Genomic DNA, 15,007 nt, shown 5'->3' with positions numbered 1-15,007 from the left:
AGATTCGGCTCCCGAGCGGCGGGCGGCGCGGGGCAGAGGTGGGGCTTCCGAAGTGCGGTGGGCGGCGGAACCGCGGCTCCCGAACAGCGACGGGCGGTGCAGGGCCGGCAGTGGCCCCGCCGCAAGGCGACCAGGCAGATCTGGCCCACTGAGCCCTCCCCGCCCACCCAGGGGGCTGGCCCGAGACTACGGCGATCATGGGCGCGAAAAAGGTTTGTCCACAGGGAATCGGCTGTGAATCGGCGGACAGTTTCGGACGATAGGCTGGCCGTCGCCGAACGAACCCCGGGAGGGACCGACGTGCCCAGTGAGCTGATGCAGGTTCAGGCCGAGGACGGCACCGCCGTGCTGATCGAGATCGACGCGCCGGACAGCGGGTTCGGGGAGGTGGCGTTCGACGGGCGGGTGTTCAAGGGGCGCGACACGCTCGAGCAGTCCCTCGAGGGGGTGCGGACGATGGCGCTCAAGGCGCTGGAGTCGTTCCGGGCGGGCGACGCGGCGCCGGACAAGGTGGAGCTCGAGTTCGGGGTGAAGTTCAAGGCCGAGTCGGGGTCGGCGGTGTTCGCGCGGACGGCCGCGGAGGGGCACATCGTCGTCCGGATGGGGTGGTCGGGGCAGCCGCACCCGGTGGGCCGGCCGTCGCTGGAGGGCGACGACGACTACGCGTAGGGCTCGGACGGGCGAGCCGACGACGACGCGGAGGGATCAGACAGGTGAGCGGACGACGAAGGCGGTCGCCTCGGCGGGAGTGACGCGGTCCAGGCGTACGCCCTCGTTGCGGGCCACGAGGTAGCGCCCGGGATAGTTGTGGGACTCCAGGACGAAGGCGGCGCCGCCGCGGATGGCGCGGGGGCAGAAGGTGGCGTCCTCGGCGAACAGCGTGGAGCGGTCCCGGCGGTCGAGGCGGAGCACGAAGTTGCTGTGCCGCAGGTAGTGGCCGGGATAGTTGACGGACTCCAACGAGACGCAACCAGCGGCGGCCAGTCCCGCGCGGACGGTGAAGCGGGAGTCGTGGCGGTCCAGCCGGGGGCTGCCGTCGTCGATGGTGTCGAAGCGGGCCAGGTAGTTGCGGTGCCGCAGCCGCAGGCCGGGGTGGTCGGCGAGCTCGAGGCCGACGGTGGAGCCGATCGCCAGGGCCGCGGTGGCGGCCGGCGGGTGTGTGGTGGCGGGCGGCCGCGAGGCGGGACGCTGCGAGGCTGCGCGTTGGGAGGTGGGTTGCCGGCCGGCGGGCGTACGGGCCGGGGGTCGGGTATGGGTGGGGGAGCGGGTCACCGAGCCGGGGCCGCTGGTGGCCGGCGACGGCACGACGGTGGCGGGCTCGGAGGCGGAGAACGGTGGCACGACCATGTGCCGCGCCAGCTGCGTGTCGGCGGAGTCGTCGCCGCGCACGGCGAGAGCGGTCAGGCCGGCCACGGCGATGAGCGCGCCGGTCGCCACGGCGAGGACGGCGCGACGGCCGCGGATGCCGGCGGCTCCGCGCGCGGACGAGGCGGTCCAGGCGGCGGGCAGGGCAGGGACGCGGCGCGGAGCGGGAACGGGGGAGCGGAGCGGGCCGTTGGTGTCCCGGTACGGCGGAACCCAGCCACCGATGCGCAGGCCGTCGTGGCCGTCGTCGTCGGTCATGTGCTTCGTCCAGCTCCCGGGGCCGACTTGAGGTGATCTTAAGGTGCCGGAAAGGCATTCTTACGGCGAACAGCGCCCGGGGCAAGTGGGCGGGGAATCGAACTGTCCCCAGGTCCCGCCCGTACAACCGGGTGACGGCGCCCGGGTCCGCGGGCGCCGCGGCCGCACCGAGGAGGCGCGATGGACGGCACCGCCCGCCCTCCGCACAGCGACGACCCGCAACCGGCGGGCGACGACGCCGCGACCGGCGGCTACGACACCGGGACGTACGCGGGCGCCGGCGAGAAGACCGCCACGGTGACGTTCCCGCGCATCGCCGACTACTGGCCGGACGCGACGAAGCCGGGCGCGACGACGCCGGAACCGCCGCGCCGCCGTCTCGGCCTGCTGGCAGGCGTCACCGGCGCCGTGGTCCTGCTCGCCGTCGGCGCGGTGGCGCTGACCCGCCTGAGCGCCGACGACGACGAGGCGGCCCCGGCCCCCATCGGCGCCTCCGCCCCGGACATCGTGGTCGGCGGCAGCCCCAGCCCACCGGTCTCCGTCGCGCCCGCGCCCCCCTCGGCCGCCACCACCGCCACGCCGCCGCCCACCCGATCCTCGCCGCCCCCGCCGCCGGGGCCGGCCTTCGCGGCGGGCACCTTCGTGCTGGCCGACGGCGTCACCGAGCTCGACGTCTCGCTGGGCCGCCCGCCCGGCAACGGCATCGCCCGGGTCGGGTCGCCCAGCGGCAGCGGGATCGTCCCGGATGCCCGGCTCGAGGGCACCGAGCTCCAGCTGACCGCCGAACGCCGCGGGGACAGGGGCTCCGGCGAGGTCGACGTGGTGCTCGACGAGCGGATCACGTGGACGATCCGGATGGAGGGCGGCGTGCGGCGGGGCAGGTTCGACATGGCCGCGGGCTCCGTACGCGACCTCTACTTCGAGGGCGGCGCCCACACCCTCGACCTGACGCTGCCCCGGCAGGAGCGGCAGATCGGGATCCGGATGGCCGGCGGCGTCCACGAGTGGCGCATCGGCACCGAGGGCGAGTTCCCCGTCAAGGTACGGGTCCGCAAGGGCGCCGGCGAGATCTCGCTCAACGGCGACCGGGACCGCCGGGTCGACCGCGGCGAGACCGTCCGCTCCCGGGGCCGCGACGAGAAGTCGGGCGGCCTGCGGATCGAGGCGGTGGCCGGCATCGGCTCGTTGTCCGTCTCACCTCTTTGACACTTCCCCTTGACCTCGAGTGCGCTCGAAGACCTAGCGTCCCTTTCATGCAGACGATCGAACTGGGCCGTACGGGAGAACAGGTCAGCCGGCTGGCGCTGGGCGCCATGCAGATGGGCGGCGTCACCGACGAGAAGGACTCGGTGCGCATCCTCGACCGCTACCTCGAGGTCGGCGGGTCGTTCGTGGACACCGCCGACTGCTACGAGTGGTGGCGGCACCCGGGCACGCGCGGCGGCCAGAGCGAGGAGCTGCTGGGCCGCTGGCTGCGTGCCGGCAACCGGCGCGACCAGGTCTTCCTCGCCACCAAGGGCAGCGCCGTGCCGCGCTACTCGCCCGAGCTGTGGGACGCCGACGGCAACCCGGACTGGGACCTGGCCCGCCGCACGTTCGAGGGCGCGGGCGCCGACACGCTGCGCCGCGCGCTCGACGGCAGCCTGCGCCGGCTCGGCACCGACCACGTCGACCTCTACTACGTGCACGTCGACGACCGCAGCACGCCGCTGGAGGAGACGCTTGCCGCGCTGCACGAGTTCGTCCAGGCGGGCAAGGTGCGCTACCTCGGGTGGTCCAACGTGCGCACGTGGCGGCTGGAACGCATCCGCCAGCTCTGCGACCGGAACGGGTGGACGTTGCCGGTGGCCGTGCAGCAGCAGCACTCGTTCCTGCGGCCCAACGCGGGCGCCGACTCGGTGAGCATCGTGGACGGCGAGCAGCTCGACTACCTGCGGGAGCACCCCGACCAGACGCTGGTGGCGTATTCGCCGATCCTCAAGGGCGTCTACGACAGCGCCGCCAAGCGCGACGGCCACTGGCTGATGGCCGACTACGCGGGGCCGGACGCCGACGCCCGGCTGGCCCGGCTCGCCGAGGCGGCCGCCGACCTGGGCGTGACCCCGAACCAGCTCGTGCTGGCCTGGCTGATGCACCAGGAGTCGCCGCGGGTGCTGCCGCTGATCGGGCCGCGCACGCCGGAGCAGTTCGAGGCGGCGCTGCCCGCGCTCGACGTGAAGCTGGACTCTCACCCTCTGCTGGAGCTTTAGCCAAGGCTCAACCTCCAGTTGAGGGTCACCCCGCGAGCAGCGCCTCGAGCAGGTCGGTGCGCTGCTCGAGGCCGGCGGCGGAGACCCACTCGTGCCGGGCGTGGGCGCCGCCGCCGGGCGGGGCGAGGCCGTCCACCGTGGGCACGCCCATCGCGCCGGTCGTGTTGGTGTCGGCGGCGCCGTCCGCGGGCCGCCCGTCCAGCCGCTGGCCGATCCCGGCGGCGATCCGCCTGATCCGGTCCAGCAGCCCCGGATCACCCGGCCGCCACGTCGGACGGTGCGACAGCAGGCAGGTCTCCAGGACGGCCCCTTCCCGTACGGGGGTGAGGCCGTCCAGCCCGGCGAGGACGGCCCGCTCGTCCTCCGAGGAGGCGAAGCGCAGCCCCAGGTCGGCGTAGGCGGCGCCGGCGACCACGTTGGTCCGCCCACCCCCGGCGATCGTGCCCGTGTTGAGCAGCACCGGCCGGCCGGCCACCACGCCGCGGATCCGTACCAGCTGGTCGACCAGCTCGTCGATGGCGTTCACGCCCGCGTCCGGGTCGAGGGCCGCGTGCGCCTCCGCGCCGGTGACCGAGAGCCGCACCCGGGTGCTGCCGCGCCGCCCGGTCTTGAGGTCGCCGCCCGGGTGCGGCGGCTCCATCCCGAGCACCGCGGTGGCCCGGGCCGCCTCGGCGCGCACCAGGTCGCCCGCGGTCGGCGAGCCGATCTCCTCGTCCGCGACCACCACCACCCGTACCTCGGGATGGTCGCGGCCGCCCGCCCGCAGGCGGGTGACCGCGGCCAGCAGCGCGACGAGCCCGGCCTTGGTGTCGTACACGCCGGGACCGCGGATCGTGTCGCCGTCGACCGACCACGGCATCGTCGCGAGCGTGCCGGTCGGCCAGACGGTGTCGTAGTGGCTGAGCAGCAGCAGCTCCCCGCCGGTGACGCCGCGGGCGGGCAGCGTCCACAGCAGGTGGTCGCCCTCGCGCGCGGTCGCGAAGCCCGCCGCGGCGGCGTCGGCCTCGAGCACCTCGGCGAGGGCGGCGAGCGCGCGGGCGTCGCCGGTCGGCGACTCGAGCAGCGTGTAACGGCGCAGGGCTTCCATATACGGACGCTAAAATCGCGCCATCGGCGTTGTCAATGCGCGTGCGGGCGGGCACGATGGCCGTCATACGAACCGTATCTTTGCCTTCAGGGGGTGCGCGCGTGGGCATCGAGGTGCGCGACCTGGCCGGCCTGGCGGAGTGGTCGGCGGCGTCGGCGCTGTACCGGCACGTGTTCGGCTACGACCATCCGGAGTACGGCATCAGCCCGCGCCTGCTCGCCGCGCTGCGCGAGAACGCCGGCTCGGTGATCGGCGCGTTCGACGCCACCGGGCTGGTCGGCTTCTGCTACGGGTTCAGCGCGGTCGAGGCCGGCGTGCTCTACCACTACTCGCAGGCGGCGGTCGTCGCGCCGCGGGCCCAGGGGCTGGGCGTGGGGCGCCGGCTCAAGCAGGCGCAGGCCGAGGCCGCCCGCGCCACCGGCGCCCGCACGATGCGGTGGACCTTCGACCCGTACGCCCTGCGCAACGCGCACTTCAACTTCGCCGTGCTCGGGGCGACGGCGATCCGGTTCCTGCCGGACTACTACGACGACGGCTCGTCGGACCGCGTGCTCGTGTCGTGGGACCTGCACCACCGGCACGTCCCCGGCCGCGCGTGGGCGACGGTCGACGCGCCGGCGGGCGAGCGCGAGGCCGCGCCCGACCCGGCCGACCGGGCGTCGCTGTGCCGCCGGCTGACCGACCGGTTCGCCGCGGGCGGCCGGCTGGTGGCTGTGGACCGCCACGCCGACCGGGCCGTGTACAGCTTCGAACGGGAGAACGCATGACGGCAGTCAGCCCGGCCGAGCGCTTCGAGCGCAACGTGCAGCGGCGCTCGGCGCAGGTGCTCAAGCAGCGGGTCCTCGAGCAGCAGCGGACGGCCTTCGACAAGGCGCTCGCGTGGGCCGCCGAGCACGACGCGATCGAGCAGGCCGCCGCCCGCATCGTCTCGGCGCGGCGGCGCTGGCTGCTGGGCAACGGCAAGTCGCTGAGCTACGCGGCGTTGCTGGCCGCCGACCTCAGCGCGGGCCTGTCCGGTGTCCACCTCGTCGACGGGGCCACCGTGCGGCCGCTCGACGTGCTGGGCGACATCCGGCAGGGCGACCTGCTCGTGGCGATCTCGATGGCGCGCTACCGGCGCGAGACCGTGGCGGTCGCGTCCGCGTACGCCCGGCACGGCGGGGACCTCGTGCTGATCACCGACGCCGAGGACGCCCCGCTGACCTCGCTCGCCGCCGCGCGCATCGTGATCGGGACGGACACGGCCTCGTACGCGAGCTCGCCCACCTCGGTCGTGCTCGCGCTGCACCTGCTCGCCACGCTCACGATCGCCAGCTCCAAGGGCGCGGGCCGCCGCCTGCACGAACGCGACGCCCTCGCCGCCGAGCTCGGCCTCTATCAGGACGACGCATGACGCGCATCGTCGGCGTGGAGATGCGCCGCGTACGCCTGCCGCTCGTGCACGAGTTTCAGACCAGCTCGCACGCCAAGCGCTCGCTCGAGCACATCCTGGTCGCGCTCACCACCGCGGACGGCGCCACCGGCTGGGGCGAGATCGCCTCCCCGAGCGGCCCGTTCTACTCGGCCGAGACCGTGGACAGCTGCTGGGCCGTCGCTCGCTCGCACCTGGCGCCGCTGGTGCTCGGCGCCGACTGGGACCACCCCTCGGAGCTCGCGGCCGTGCTCGGCAGGGTGCGCGGCAACCACTTCGCGCGGGCCGGCTTCGACATGGCCGCCTGGTCGCTGTGGTCGGCGCAGCACGGCGTCCCGCTGGCCGCGGCGCTGGGCGGCACCCGCGCCACGGTCGAGGCCGGCGTGTCGCTGGGCATCGAGCCCACCGTGGACGCCCTGCTCGCCCAGGTCGCGCAGCGGGTCGGGGAGGGCTACCGCCGCGTCAAGCTGAAGATCGCCCCCGGCTGGGACGTCGAGCCGGTGCGGGCGGTCCGCTCGGCGTACCCCTCGGTGCCCCTGCACGTCGACGCGAACGGCGCCTACACGCCCGCGCACCTGCCGGTGCTGCGGGAACTGGACACGCTCGGCCTGTTGATGATCGAGCAGCCTTACGCCCCGCGGGCGCTGGTCGACCTGGCCGGCCTGCAGGCGTCGCTCGCCACCCCCGTGTGCCTGGACGAGTCCGTCGAGGAGCTCGACGACCTGGTCACCGCGCTGCGCCTGGGCTCCGGGCGCATCCTCAACATCAAGGTGTCCCGGATGGGCGGCCTCACCGCGGCCGTGCGCGCCCACGCGCTGGCCGCCGAGCACGGCGTCCCGGTGTGGTGCGGCGGCATGCACGAGTTCGGCATCGGCCGCGCGGCGAACGTCGCTCTGTGCGCGCTGCCGGGCTTCACGCTGCCCTCGGACGTGAGCGGCTCCGACAAGTACTACGCCCGCGACGTGACCACCGAGCCGATCGTCGCGGTGGACGGGCTCGTGAGCGTGCCGTCGGCCGCCGGCCTGGGACGCGAGCCGGACGCCGACTTCATCGCCGCCGGCACCGTCGACCGCCTTGTCCTCGGGGCCGGTCCCCGGAGAGGCTGCTCGGCATGACGATCTCCGTGGCCTCGGCCTTTCTCGCGGACGGACCCGCCGCCGACGTGGACCTCAGCCTGTTCGGGCAGTTCGCCGGCTCGTGGGCGCTGGACTGCACCGAGTACGAGCAGGACGGATCCACGACCGTACGCCGGGGTGAGTGGCATTTCGGCTACGCGCTGGGCGGGCGGGCCACCACGGACGTCTGGATCCTGCCCGGCGTCGAGCACGGCGTCAGCGTCCGCTTCCCCGACCCGGCCGCGGGCGCGGGCGTGTGGCGCTCCACCTGGGTGGGCCCGGGCCGGCGAAGGGTCCACACGTTCCTGGCCCGCCGGGCCGGCCCCGAGATCCTGCTCGACGGCGGCGACCTGCGCTGGACGTTCTCCGACATCGAGGAGGGCGCCTTCCGCTGGCGCAACGAGGCCCGCCTCCCCGGCGGCGGGTGGCGGCTCCAGCAGACGTTCCGCGTCTGGCGCCAGGAATGACCGCCGGTCCGCCCGCCGGGATCCACCGGGCCGCCCTTCCGGTCAGCGATCTCCTGGCGGGCGCACGCTCGGCCCGGTGAGCTGGGCGTCCAGATCGCGAAGGGCGTGGAACAGCGCCTCCGAGAAGGTCGGGAACGGCTGGACGACGTCCAGGAGCACCGGCAGCGGGATGCGCGCCCGGATCGCCACGGTCGCCTGCTGGAGCCACTCGACGGCCCCCGGTCCGACCGCGTAGGCGCCGATCAGCCGCTCACCGTCCGACACCAGGGTGACGAAGCCGGGACGAGCCTCGTAGGCCCGGGTGTACGTCGCGGTGCGGGCCACGACGGACAGCGGGACCGTCGCGGTGAACTCGCCTGTCGTCGCGCCCACCGCCGCCGCCTGCGGGTCGGTGAAGACGACCCGGGGGATGGCCTCGTAGTCGGCGACGCGCGCGCGGCCGAGGATGTTCGCGGCCGCGACGCGTCCCTGGTACTCCCCGACATGGGTGTAGTGCCAGAGGCCGGTGACGTCGCCGATCGCCCACAACCCGTCCCCGCAGGACATGCGGTCGTCCACGACGATGCCCTGCGACCGCGCCCGGACGCCCACGGTCTCCAGCCCGAGAAGATCCACGCGCGCGCGTCGGCCGGCGGCGACCAGGAGCCGATCGCCTCGCGCGGCACTGCCGTCCGCGAGCTCGAGCACGTACTCCGCGCCGTCCGACCGGGCCCTCGTGGCCGCACGGTCGAGGCGCAGGTCCACCCCGTCGCCGGCCAGTGCCGAGCGGACGGCCTCGGCCAGCGGACGCGGCTCCCGGGGCAGCACCTGGTCGCTCCGGTCCACCAGCACGACGGACGTGCCCAACCGCGCCAGTGCCTGGCTCAGCTCCACGCCCACCGGGCCGGCGCCGAGCACCACGAGCCGGCCGGGCAGCTCGGTGAGCGTGGTGGCCTCCCGGTTCGTCCACACCCCCGGAAGCGTTCGCAGGCCGGGAACTCCGGGGATGAGCGGGTCGGACCCGGTCGCGATCACGATGTCTCCGGCGCGGTACGTCCTGCCGGCGACGTCGACGGCGCGGGGGCCCGCGAGCCGGCCGTGCCCCCGGAGCACGTCGGCGCCGGCGTCCCGGACCCGCGACGCCTGACCCCGGTCGTGGTGATGAGCGACCATGAAGTCCCGCCAGCCGAGCACGGCGCTCGCGTCCGGCGTCGGCGCGCCGACGGACTCCGCTGCCCCCGGCACCTCCCGTGCCGCCGCGAGCGCCTCGCCCGGGCGCACCAGCGTCTTGGACGGGATGCACCCCCAGTAGACAGACGTGCCGCCCAGGAGCTCCTGCTCCACCACGGCGACGCGTGCACCGCCCTCGGCGAGCACCTCCGCACAGTGCAGGCCCGGCGCGCCACCGCCTATCACGATGACGTCATAGCTGCTCACCGCGTCCGTCGAGGTCATCGGCCCACCGTCGCGCACCGCCGGCCCCCGGCGAACCCGGGTGCGGCACTGGTCGACCGGACCAGGGGGCCCGGCGGAAGCGAGGGCAGACCGGCGCTGGATCAGCATCTATGCTGGCGGGGTGTTCGGCGACACTGCGCAGCTCCACGGCCGGAACCGGGAGCTGCGCGAGCTGGACGACCTGTGCGAGAGCGTGCGAGCCGGTCGGAGCGCCGCGCTGGTCATCCGCGGCGAGGCCGGGGTGGGCAAGACCGCACTTCTGCGGTACGCGGCTCGGCGAGCGCTTCCCCATTTCCGGGTCGCCCAGATCGCCGGTGTCGAGTCCGAGGTGGAACTGGCGTACGCGGGTCTCCACCAGCTCTGCGCGCCGATGCTCGCCCACCTCGATGCGCTTGCGGAGCCGCAGCGGTCGGCGTTGTGCGTGGCGCTCGGACTCGCGGGCGGGACCGCGCCGGATCGTTTCCTCGTGGGCCTGGCCACGCTGAGCCTGCTCGCCGAGGTGGCCGGCGACCGGCCGCTGCTCTGCCTCGTCGACGACGTGCAGTGGCTGGACACGGCGTCGAGCGAGATCCTCGGCTTCGTCGCTCGCCGGCTGGCCGCGGAGTCGGTGGCGATGGTGTTCGCCGTCCGTGACCGGACGGAGGGAGCGGACCCGCGCCGGCTGGCCGGCCTGCCCGTCATGCCGCTGGGCGGCGTCTTCGGCGAGGACGCGCGGGCGCTGCTGGCCGGCGTGGTGCCGGGAAAGCTCGACCCGCGCGTGTGCGACCGGGTCGTGGCGGAGACGAGCGGCAACCCCCTGGCGATGCTGGAGCTGCCCCGCGGCATGAGCCCGGCCGAGCTCGCCGCCGGGTTCGGTCTGCCGACGGACGGCGGAACCGCTGCGGGCCTGGAGAGCCACTACGCGAAGCGGCTCCGTACACTCGCCGCGCCGACACAGCAGCTGATGCTGGTGGCCGCCTGCGACGGCGCGGGGGACGCCACAACCGTCTGGCGCGCCGCCACCCGGCTCGGCATCGGGTTCGACGCGGCCCGCACCGAGGCCACCGACGGGCTGTTCGAGATCGGCGCCCAGGTGCGGTTCCGGCACTCCCTGGTCCGCTCGGCCGTGTACCGGTCCGCCTCGGCGGAGCAGCGCCGGGTGGCACACGAGGCGCTGGCGCAAGCCATCGACGCCGCCGCGGACCCCGACCGTCGCGCCTGGCATCGTGCCCATGCCAGCTCGGGCCCCGACGAGGACGTCGCGATGGAGCTCGAGCGAAGTGCGGACCGGGCCCAGGCGCGCGGCGGGTTCGCGGCCGCCGCCGCGCTCCTGGAACGCTCGGCGAGCCTGACGCTCGAGCCGGCCCTGCGGTTCGAGCGCAATCTGGCGGCCGCCCGGTCGCACCTGCGTGCCGGCGCCTTCGACACCGCGCTGGCACTGCTGGCGGCGGCCGGGTCGGAGGCGCCGGACGAGCTGGCCGGCGCTCGCGTGGCGCTGGTGCGCGGGCAGGTGGCGTCGGCGTCCGACGCCGGAGGCGACGCGCCCCTGCAGCTCGTCGAGGCCGCCGGGCGCCTGGAACGCCTGGACACCGCGCTGTCGCGCCGGACCTATGCGGATGCCTGGAGCGCCGCGATGTTCGCGGGCCACCTCGCCGAGCCGGGCGGCAACCTCCTCGAGGTGTCCCGGGCGGCACGCGCCGGTCCCCGGCCCGACGTTCCGCTGCGCCCGTTCGGCCGCATCCTGGAAGGGCTGCTCGTGCTCGCCACGGAGGGCCGGGAGCCCGCGGAGCCGATGCTCCGGGACGCGCTCGCCCGCCTGCTCGCCGGCGACCTTCCCGCCGAGAACTGGCTGCATCATGGCGCCATGGCCGCCACCGCCGCCGCGGCGGTCTGGGACCTGGAGAGCTGGAGCGCGGTCAGCGGCCGGCAGGCCGCACTCGCCCGTGAGCTGGGCGCGCTCGCCGTCCTGCCCACCGCCCTGAGCGGGATGGCTGTCGTCGCCACGTGGCGCGGTGACTTCGAGACGGCGGCCCGGCTGACGGCCGAGCACGACGCCGTCACGGAAGCGACGGGGACGCGGATCGCCCCGTACGGGGCCATGCTGCTCGCCGGCTATCGGGGACGGACGGAGGACGCGTCCGCCCTCCTCGCGGCGACCACGCAGGACGCGATCGGCCGCGGTGAGGGGCTCGGTGTGGACCATGCACGGTGGTGCACTGCCATCCTGCACAACAGCGTGGGACGGTATCCGGAGGCGATGGCGGCTGCCCGTCCCGCCGATCCGGAAGCGCCCGCGCTCCTCGTCTCCGCCTGGATGCTGCCCGAGCGTGTCGAGGCCGCGGTCCGCTGCGGCGAGAAGGGCGTGGCAGCCGCGGCCCTGGCGGAGTTCGAGTCCACGGCCAACCCCGGGGCGCACGGCTGGGGCCGGGGCATCGCGGCGCGTTCACGGGCCATGCTCACCGACGGTGACGTGGCCGACCGGCTGTACCGGGAGGCGATCGAGCACCTGGGCCGGGCCGGGGTGCGGGGCGAGCAGGCACGCGCGCATCTCGTGTACGGCGAGTGGCTGCGCCGCGAGAACCGGCGTGGCGACGCCCGGGAACACCTGCGGACCGCGCACGACATGTTCGTGGCGATGTCGGCCGAGGGGTTCGCGGAGCGGGCTCGCCGGGAGCTGCTCGCGACGGGGGAACACGTGCGTCGCCGGCAGGCCGCCGACCGGGCGGGGCTGACACCTCAGGAGGAGCACATCGCGCGGCTGGCCCGGGACGGCCGGACCAACCCGGAGATCGCGGGGGAGCTCTTCATCAGCGCCCGCACGGTCGAGTGGCACCTGCGCAAGGTGTTCACCAAGCTCGGCATCAGCTCGCGGCGCGGGCTCAGGGACGCCCTGCCGAGCCGGGGCCCGGCGGGCCCGGCCGGGGGAGGGCTCGGATGAGGGCGGCAGGGCCGGGCGTCCTCCGGCTGCTGGTGCTCCTCGTGGTGGCGATCCTGCCGTGGACCGCCGGGTGCAGCGGTGCCGGCGCGAGCGGGACCGCGACCGTCGCCTTCGGAGGCGTCCGGGACCTGGGCACGACCGGGTACGCCGTGGCCGAGCTGGAGGGCTTCTACGCGGACCAGGGCCTGAAGTTCTCGCCCACCTGGGCGACGTCGGGAACGGTGCTCCTGCAGGGACTGGTGAGCGGGGACTTCGACGTGGCCAACCTCGGTCCGGCGCAGCTCTACGAGGCCATCGGCAACGGCGCGTGTGCGCGGGTGCTCCGCCCGACCCAGGGCGCGGCCTACGCGGTGATCGCCCGGACCGGCCTCGGCCTCGACACCAGCCTGCCGTATCCCCGGGTGCTGACTCAGCTGCGCGGCAGGACCGTCGGCGTCGCCGCACGCGGCGCCTCCCAGGAGCTCGTACTCCGGTCGTTGCTGGCGGATGCCGGTCTGGACCCGGACACCGACGTCAGGTGGGCGGCGATCGGCGGGGGCGCGTCCGCCGCGTCCACGTTCGCCTCCGGGCGGGTGGACGCGGCGATGTCGTACCCCCAGCTCGAGGTCAACCTCGAGGCCGGCGGCACCGCCTTCGACAAGCTGGTGGATCTCGCCGGCTCGCGGAGCCCGCTGGGCAGGTTCTGGCAGTCGGTCGCCGTCGCGAACTGCGCCTGGGCCGACGACCATCACGACGCGGTGATCAAGTTCTGCCACGCGCTCAACCAGGGGTTCGAGGCGCTCGAGCGGCAGCCCGACGCCGGACCGCGGGCGTTCGCCCGGCTCGGCCTCGGATCGGGTCCCGAACAGGCGGAACGCCTGTGGGTCAGATACCGGGCCCCGGTCGTGGACATCCCTGCCCTCGACGAGGAGACCTGGCGCCATCAGGCAGCGTTCACTCCCGGCGGCACGACACCGGACTTCTCCGAGTATGTGGTCGACGGCTGCTCGACGGCATGACCGGCAACTCGGATGCCGCGGCCCGCGGATGGCTGAGCGTGTGGGTGTGGCGCCTCGCCGTGCCGCCCCTCGCGGTTGCGCTGTGGTACCTCGCGGGCCGGCTGGGCGTCACCGACGCCGTCCTGCTGCCCGGCCCGCGCGCCGTCTGGGACGCCGGGCTGCAGTTGCACAGCTCGGGCGTGCTCTGGCCGAACCTGTGGTCGACCGTCAGCGCGGCCCTCGAGGCGCTCGCGTTGTCGGCCGTGACCGGCATCCCGCTCGGCATCGTGCTCGGCATGCTGCCCCGGACGTGGGCCGTGCTGGCGCCGTACCTCAACGCGGTCAACAGCATGCCGCGCATCGCCCTCGCACCGGTGTTCCTCGTCGCGTTCGGCATCGGCCAGGGCTCGAAGATCGCGCTCGGCTTCAGCATCGCCTTCTTCGTCTTCGTGATGAACGCGCGCATCGGCGTGCTCAGCACCGACGAGGAGTACGTCAAGGTGTTCGCCGTGCTGGGCGCGTCCCGGTCACAGGTGTTCCGCAAGCTCTACGTGACCGTCGCCCTGCCGGCCATCTTCACGTCGCTGCGGCTGGGCCTGGTTCTCGCCCTTCTCGGCGTGGTCGGCTCCGAGGTCATCGCCTCCCGTGCGGGGATGGGCCAGCTGATCACGACGTACTCGGCCACCCTGTCGATGGCCTCGGTCTACGCGCTGCTGACGGTCCTCGCGGTCTTCACCTCGGTCCTCACCGTGATCGTCGGCGCGCTGGAGGGCGTTGCGCTCGGGTGGCAGCGAGCCGATCACGCTCGCCGGCGACCCCGCATCCGGTCCGGGAGCCCGACGCGGCAGGCGAGCCGTCCGGAGCCCCGGATCGCCACCGTCCGGAACGCCGCGGCCGCGACGCCGCGCACGGCCCGGCCCGGTGTGCGGCTCCGGGCGGTCACGGTGGAGTTCGCCCTGCGGGGGTCGCCGCCGCACTGCGTGCTCAGCAACCTCTCCCTGACCGTCCCCGACGGCCAGTTCGTCGCCATCGTGGGCGCCAGCGGGGTGGGCAAGTCGACCCTGCTCGACGTCGTCTCCGGTGTCACCCCGGCCACCTCGGGCGACGTCACCGTGTTCGGCGACCCGCCCCGTGCCGGACGGGCGGACGTCGGCCACCTGTTCGCCCGCGACGCGCTGCTTCCCTGGCGCACCGCCCTGCGCAACGTGGAGCTGGGTCTGGAGCTGCGGTCCGGCGCGGCGCCCGCCCGGCGCGAACGCGCCAGGCGCATGCTCGACCTGGTGCACCTGTCCGCCGCGGCCGACAGATATCCGTCCCAGCTGTCGCAGGGCATGCGCCAGCGGGTGGCACTGGCGCGGACGCTGGCGTCCGACCCCGAGCTGCTGCTGATGGACGAGCCGTTCGCTGCGCTGGACGCCCTCACCCGCTCGTCCCTCCGCGACATGTTCCTCGACATCTGGGACGACGCGGCGCACCGCAAGACCGTCCTGTTCGTGACCCACGACCTCACCGAGGCGCTCCTGCTCGCCGACCGGGTTGTCACGCTCGCCCGCGGTGCTGTGCGAACCGACGTGGAGGTGCCCTACGGCCGCCCCCGCGACGAGCGGACCCTCATGGCTCGATCCGACTACCGCGCCCTGTACGGCCGCCTCCGGGCGGACCTCACCGGTACGGACCGAGGTCCCGGACGCTGATCGGTAGCGTGGACAACCGCCTGCGCCCGGCAG

At 74.6% G+C, this 15,007-nt stretch carries 13 protein-coding genes; 10 read left to right on the top strand and 3 right to left on the bottom strand.

Annotated elements, in window-relative coordinates:
* Nucleotides 1–300: 300 nt before the first annotated feature.
* On the top strand, nt 301–669 hold the full coding sequence (locus ACSNN8_RS26335; protein ID WP_436652239.1) for a CU044_2847 family protein: 369 nt from the start codon (nt 301–303) through the stop codon (nt 667–669).
* Nucleotides 670–705: 36 nt separating this feature from the next.
* Here the strand turns inward: ACSNN8_RS26335 and ACSNN8_RS26330 are convergent, their stop codons facing one another.
* Nucleotides 706–1,623: an AbfB domain-containing protein gene (locus tag ACSNN8_RS26330; RefSeq protein ID WP_436652238.1), complete on the bottom strand. Its 918-nt coding sequence runs from the start codon at nt 1,621–1,623 to the stop codon at nt 706–708.
* Between the two features lie 180 nt (nt 1,624–1,803).
* Between ACSNN8_RS26330 and ACSNN8_RS26325 the strand changes: the two genes are divergently transcribed.
* Both ACSNN8_RS26325 and ACSNN8_RS26320 read left to right on the top strand, forming a co-directional pair.
* A complete protein-coding gene (locus tag ACSNN8_RS26325; RefSeq protein ID WP_436652237.1) occupies nt 1,804–2,829 on the top strand; it encodes a hypothetical protein in 1,026 nt (341 codons plus the stop codon).
* Between the two features lie 47 nt (nt 2,830–2,876).
* A complete protein-coding gene (locus ACSNN8_RS26320) occupies nt 2,877–3,872 on the top strand; it encodes an aldo/keto reductase (protein WP_436652236.1) in 996 nt (331 codons plus the stop codon).
* A gap of 25 nt (nt 3,873–3,897) precedes the next feature.
* Here ACSNN8_RS26320 and ACSNN8_RS26315 read toward each other — a convergent pair whose 3' ends face one another.
* Nucleotides 3,898–4,959, bottom strand: a complete 1,062-nt coding sequence (locus tag ACSNN8_RS26315) for a M20/M25/M40 family metallo-hydrolase (protein WP_436652235.1) — start codon at nt 4,957–4,959, stop codon at nt 3,898–3,900.
* 101 nt (nt 4,960–5,060) lie between these two features.
* Here ACSNN8_RS26315 and ACSNN8_RS26310 point away from each other — a divergent pair, with 101 nt between their 5' ends.
* From ACSNN8_RS26310 to ACSNN8_RS26295, 4 genes are read left to right on the top strand one after another with little or no spacing between them, the layout of a single operon-like run.
* Entirely contained in the window at nt 5,061–5,726 is a 666-nt protein-coding gene (locus ACSNN8_RS26310; protein WP_436652234.1) for a GNAT family N-acetyltransferase, read from the top strand.
* Complete coding sequence (locus ACSNN8_RS26305) at nt 5,723–6,352, top strand: MurR/RpiR family transcriptional regulator (RefSeq protein WP_436652233.1); 630 nt, start codon at nt 5,723–5,725, stop codon at nt 6,350–6,352. The genes ACSNN8_RS26310 and ACSNN8_RS26305 overlap by 4 nt, the downstream gene beginning before the upstream one ends.
* Nucleotides 6,349–7,485, top strand: a complete 1,137-nt coding sequence (gene menC / locus ACSNN8_RS26300; RefSeq protein ID WP_436652232.1) for an o-succinylbenzoate synthase — start codon at nt 6,349–6,351, stop codon at nt 7,483–7,485. Before ACSNN8_RS26305 ends, menC begins: the two co-directional genes overlap by 4 nt.
* Entirely contained in the window at nt 7,482–7,952 is a 471-nt protein-coding gene (locus tag ACSNN8_RS26295) for a hypothetical protein (protein ID WP_436652231.1), read from the top strand. Before menC ends, ACSNN8_RS26295 begins: the two co-directional genes overlap by 4 nt.
* A gap of 42 nt (nt 7,953–7,994) precedes the next feature.
* Here ACSNN8_RS26295 and ACSNN8_RS26290 read toward each other — a convergent pair whose 3' ends face one another.
* Nucleotides 7,995–9,386, bottom strand: a complete 1,392-nt coding sequence (locus tag ACSNN8_RS26290) for a dihydrolipoyl dehydrogenase family protein (RefSeq protein WP_436652230.1) — start codon at nt 9,384–9,386, stop codon at nt 7,995–7,997.
* A gap of 121 nt (nt 9,387–9,507) precedes the next feature.
* On the opposite strand from ACSNN8_RS26290, the gene ACSNN8_RS26285 reads away from it, so the two are divergent.
* The 3 genes from ACSNN8_RS26285 to ACSNN8_RS26275 are packed head-to-tail and all read left to right on the top strand — an operon-like array spanning nt 9,508 to nt 14,974.
* On the top strand, nt 9,508–12,303 hold the full coding sequence (locus tag ACSNN8_RS26285) for an ATP-binding protein (protein WP_436652229.1): 2,796 nt from the start codon (nt 9,508–9,510) through the stop codon (nt 12,301–12,303).
* Complete coding sequence (locus ACSNN8_RS26280) at nt 12,300–13,301, top strand: ABC transporter substrate-binding protein (RefSeq protein ID WP_436652228.1); 1,002 nt, start codon at nt 12,300–12,302, stop codon at nt 13,299–13,301. Before ACSNN8_RS26285 ends, ACSNN8_RS26280 begins: the two co-directional genes overlap by 4 nt.
* Nucleotides 13,298–14,974 (top strand): ATP-binding cassette domain-containing protein, encoded by a 1,677-nt coding sequence (locus ACSNN8_RS26275; RefSeq protein ID WP_436652227.1) that lies wholly within the window; start codon nt 13,298–13,300, stop codon nt 14,972–14,974. Before ACSNN8_RS26280 ends, ACSNN8_RS26275 begins: the two co-directional genes overlap by 4 nt.
* Nucleotides 14,975–15,007 lie beyond the last annotated feature (33 nt).

Origin of the sequence: Actinoplanes sp. URMC 104 (assembly GCF_051386375.1) — a bacterium.
GTDB lineage: Bacteria > Actinomycetota > Actinomycetes > Mycobacteriales > Micromonosporaceae > Actinoplanes.
This window is presented reverse-complemented; position numbering and strand designations above follow the sequence as displayed.

Excerpts from the sequence above, each read along its gene's own strand:
- ACSNN8_RS26330 (WP_436652238.1), bottom strand. The coding sequence starts at position 1,623 with ATGACCGACGACGACGGCCACGACGGCCTGCGCATCGGTGGCTGGGTT.
- ACSNN8_RS26325 (WP_436652237.1), top strand. The coding sequence starts at position 1,804 with ATGGACGGCACCGCCCGCCCTCCGCACAGCGACGACCCGCAACCGGCG.
- ACSNN8_RS26320 (WP_436652236.1), top strand. The coding sequence starts at position 2,877 with ATGCAGACGATCGAACTGGGCCGTACGGGAGAACAGGTCAGCCGGCTG.
- ACSNN8_RS26315 (WP_436652235.1), bottom strand. The coding sequence starts at position 4,959 with ATGGAAGCCCTGCGCCGTTACACGCTGCTCGAGTCGCCGACCGGCGAC.
- ACSNN8_RS26305 (WP_436652233.1), top strand. The coding sequence starts at position 5,723 with ATGACGGCAGTCAGCCCGGCCGAGCGCTTCGAGCGCAACGTGCAGCGG.
- menC (WP_436652232.1), top strand. The coding sequence starts at position 6,349 with ATGACGCGCATCGTCGGCGTGGAGATGCGCCGCGTACGCCTGCCGCTC.
- ACSNN8_RS26295 (WP_436652231.1), top strand. The coding sequence starts at position 7,482 with ATGACGATCTCCGTGGCCTCGGCCTTTCTCGCGGACGGACCCGCCGCC.
- ACSNN8_RS26290 (WP_436652230.1), bottom strand. The coding sequence starts at position 9,386 with ATGACCTCGACGGACGCGGTGAGCAGCTATGACGTCATCGTGATAGGC.
- ACSNN8_RS26280 (WP_436652228.1), top strand. The coding sequence starts at position 12,300 with ATGAGGGCGGCAGGGCCGGGCGTCCTCCGGCTGCTGGTGCTCCTCGTG.
- ACSNN8_RS26275 (WP_436652227.1), top strand. The coding sequence starts at position 13,298 with ATGACCGGCAACTCGGATGCCGCGGCCCGCGGATGGCTGAGCGTGTGG.